The following is a 3,065-nucleotide window of genomic DNA, read 5'->3' on the forward strand; positions in this document are numbered from 1 at the left end:
TGGTGTTGGCGTTGGCGATCTCGAGCTTCACCTGGCGGCAGACGAATTTCAGCGAGGCGTTGCGCATCAGCGCGCCGGGCAGAAGGCCCGCCTCGACCAGGATCTGGAAGCCGTTGCAGACGCCGATGACGGGCACGCCCTTGGCGGCCTTTTCGGCGACCGCCCGCATCACCGGCATGCGCGCCGCGATCGCGCCGCAGCGCAGATAGTCACCGAAGGAGAAGCCGCCGGGGATGGCGATCAAGTCGACATCGGGGATCTCGGTGTCGGTCTGCCAGACCGTGGCCGGCGCCTGGCCGGAAATCTTGGTAAGCGCCGCGATCATGTCGCGGTCGCGGTTGAGGCCAGGCAGGAGGACGACGGCTGATTTCATGTCAGGCGATCTCCACCGCGTAATTCTCAATCACCGTGTTTGCCAGAAGCTTGTCGCACATAGCCTTGAGATCTGCTTCGGCCTTGGCCTTGTCGGTTCCGGTGAGCTCGATGTCGAACACCTTGCCCTGGCGAACCTGGCCGACGCCGTCGAAGCCCAATCCGGAGAGCGCATGCTCGATCGCCTTGCCCTGCGGGTCGAGGACGCCGTTCTTGAGGGTCACGGTGATGCGGGCTTTCATCGATACTCCTAAGTGATGGATCGGGCGGTGGACCTGCCATTGCCCGGCAGGCCGGTCGGTATTAGTGCTTCAGGCCCTTGGGCGCATCGGAAGAGGCCACGAGAACCGGGCCCGTCGGGCGCGGCGGCTCGTTCTCGTTGATGATGCCGAGACGGCGGGCGACTTCCTGATACGCCTCGACGAGGCCGCCCATGTCGCGGCGGAAGCGGTCCTTGTCGAGCTTGTCCTGGGTGGCGACATCCCACAGCCGGCAGGAATCCGGCGAGATCTCGTCGGCGACGACGATGCGCATCATGTCGCCCTCGAACAGGCGACCGCATTCGATCTTGAAGTCGACGAGCTGGATGCCGACGCCGAGGAACAGGCCGGAAAGGAAGTCGTTGACGCGAATGGCCAAGGCCATGATGTCGTCGATCTCCTGCGGGCTCGCCCAGCCGAAGGCGGTGATGTGCTCTTCCGACACCATCGGATCGTCGAGCGCATCGGCCTTGTAATAGAATTCGATGATCGAGCGCGGCAGCACCGTGCCTTCCTCGATGCCGAGGCGCTTGGACAGCGAGCCGGCGGCGACATTGCGCACGACGACCTCGAGCGGGATGATCTCCACTTCCTTGATCAACTGCTCGCGCATGTTGAGCCGGCGGATGAAGTGGGTCGGGATGCCCATGCGGTTCAAGTGATTGAAGATGTGCTCGGAAATGCGGTTGTTGAGCACGCCCTTGCCATCGACCACTTCATGTTTCTTCTTGTTGAAGGCGGTGGCGTCATCCTTGAAGAACTGGATCAGCGTGCCCGGCTCAGGGCCCTCATAGAGGATCTTGGCCTTTCCTTCGTAAATGCGGCGGCGATTTTTCATTTGATTTTTTCTCTGGGTCTGCGGGCAGGCGGCAAATGACCGGTTCCTGTCCGTCTGCCTAAATTAGTATGGCGACGGCGGCGTTCAATGCCGGTGTTATCGCAATCGCCTGGTTTGCTCAATCGCCAAATCCGGCGAATCAACCGCTTTCGGGACTGAAATGCCGCAGCGCAGCATGCGACGAAGTATATTGACCGGGTCGCGGCCTTTTGATTTGTGCTTGCCCATCACACATATTCACCGCGAACGCGAATCGGATTGATCGGAGGGACGTCATGAGCAGCATGAAAGACCGCGAAGAGGGCTTTGAGCGCAAATTCGCCTTCGACGAGGAACTTCGCTTCAAGGCCGCGGCCCGGCGCAACAAGGCGCTTGGCCTGTGGGCCGCCGAGAAGCTGGGCAAATCCGGCGCCGATGCCGAAGCCTATGCCAAGGAAGTGGTGGTCTCAGATATCGAGGAGGCGGGCGACCACGACGTCTTCCGCAAGATTCGCAAGGATTTCGATGCCGCCGGCGTCAACCAGTCCGACCATCAGATCCGCCGCACCATGGACGAGTTGATGGCCCAGGCCATCGAGCAGATCAAGAATGCCTGAGGCCGGATTCTAGCTGGACCAATCGACCGCCCGGCCAAACCGGGCGGTTTTTCTTTGCCTTTGCCGTCGTTTCCGGCTGAACTGCGGGTTGTCATCAAGGAAGGTCCGATGTCGCTCAAATCCCGCCTGGTCGCCGACGAAACGCTGTTCACCGCCTGGTCCGGGGTGCCGGACGCGCTGACGGTGGAAATCATCGCCAAGCAGGATTTCGACGCCGTCACCCTCGACATGCAGCATGGCGGCCACCACGAGGACAGCGTGCTGCGCGGCCTGGCGCCGGTGCTGGCCGCCAACAAGCCCGCGCTGGTGCGCATTCCGGTCGGGCGCTTCGACATGGCGAGCCGCGCGCTTGATTTCGGCGCCGAGGCAGTGATCGCGCCGATGGTGAACTCGGTGGCCGACGCACGGCAGTTCGCCGCCGCGATGAAATATCCGCCTGTGGGCGAGCGCTCCTGGGGGCCGACTTATGCGTTCCCGCGCCACGGCAAGGGCGACCATGCCGAATGGCTGCGCGATTCAAACCAGCGCACCATGGCCTTCGCGATGGTCGAGACGCGGGCGGCATTCGAGGCGCTCGACGGCATCCTCGACACGCCCGGCGTCGACGGCATCTTCGTCGGTCCGTCGGATTTCTCGATCGCCTGGTCGAACGGAACGACCGTCAATTCGACGCTGGAAAGCATGATGGAGGCGGTCGCTTCGATCGCCGAGCGGACGCGCAAGGCCGGTAAGCATGCGGCGATCTACGTCATCGAGCCGGCAATTGCCGGCCGCGTCGTGTCGATGGGCTATCGGCTGCTCGCCATGGGCTCGGACCACACGCTGATCTCGATCGGCGCGAAGACCCTCCTGAAGAGCATGCGGGATTCCATAGGCTCTTGAGGTCAGCCTTAGGGCTGCTTCAACTCCGTCAGGAATTTGGCGAAGGTCATCGAACCCTCGGGCCACGGGCCGAAGCCGGCGTCGTGGTTGAGATGGCCGGCCTCGCCGGCGTCGATG

The 3,065-nt window shown here is 62.7% G+C and carries 6 protein-coding genes; 2 read left to right on the forward strand and 4 right to left on the reverse strand.

Annotated features, from left to right (window positions below):
* The 3 genes from EOA28_RS30735 to purC all read right to left on the reverse strand — a co-directional run.
* Positions 1 to 373 (reverse strand): phosphoribosylformylglycinamidine synthase subunit PurQ (locus EOA28_RS30735; RefSeq protein WP_189342267.1); only part of this gene is annotated, 373 nt, incomplete at its 3' end.
* Position 374: 1 nt separating this feature from the next.
* A complete protein-coding gene (gene purS, locus EOA28_RS30740) occupies positions 375 to 614 on the reverse strand; it encodes a phosphoribosylformylglycinamidine synthase subunit PurS (RefSeq protein ID WP_040995386.1) in 240 nt (79 codons plus the stop codon).
* Positions 615 to 675: 61 nt separating this feature from the next.
* Positions 676 to 1,470 carry a phosphoribosylaminoimidazolesuccinocarboxamide synthase gene (gene purC / locus EOA28_RS30745; RefSeq protein ID WP_042644540.1) on the reverse strand — a complete coding sequence of 265 codons (795 nt, stop codon included), beginning with the start codon at positions 1,468 to 1,470 and terminating at the stop codon, positions 676 to 678.
* Between the two features lie 275 nt (positions 1,471 to 1,745).
* Here purC and EOA28_RS30750 point away from each other — a divergent pair, with 275 nt between their 5' ends.
* Positions 1,746 to 2,066 carry a DUF1476 domain-containing protein gene (locus EOA28_RS30750; RefSeq protein WP_042644542.1) on the forward strand — a complete coding sequence of 107 codons (321 nt, stop codon included), beginning with the start codon at positions 1,746 to 1,748 and terminating at the stop codon, positions 2,064 to 2,066.
* 108 nt (positions 2,067 to 2,174) lie between these two features.
* Positions 2,175 to 2,948, forward strand: a complete 774-nt coding sequence (locus EOA28_RS30755) for an HpcH/HpaI aldolase/citrate lyase family protein (RefSeq protein ID WP_127253300.1) — start codon at positions 2,175 to 2,177, stop codon at positions 2,946 to 2,948.
* A gap of 8 nt (positions 2,949 to 2,956) precedes the next feature.
* On the opposite strand, the gene EOA28_RS30760 is transcribed toward EOA28_RS30755, so the two are convergent.
* Positions 2,957 to 3,065: alpha/beta hydrolase (locus EOA28_RS30760; RefSeq protein ID WP_189342269.1), on the reverse strand; the 109-nt coding region annotated here is incomplete at its 5' end.

It is taken from the genome of Mesorhizobium sp. M2A.F.Ca.ET.067.02.1.1 (assembly GCF_004023285.1).
Taxonomy (GTDB): Bacteria; Pseudomonadota; Alphaproteobacteria; order Rhizobiales; family Rhizobiaceae; genus Mesorhizobium.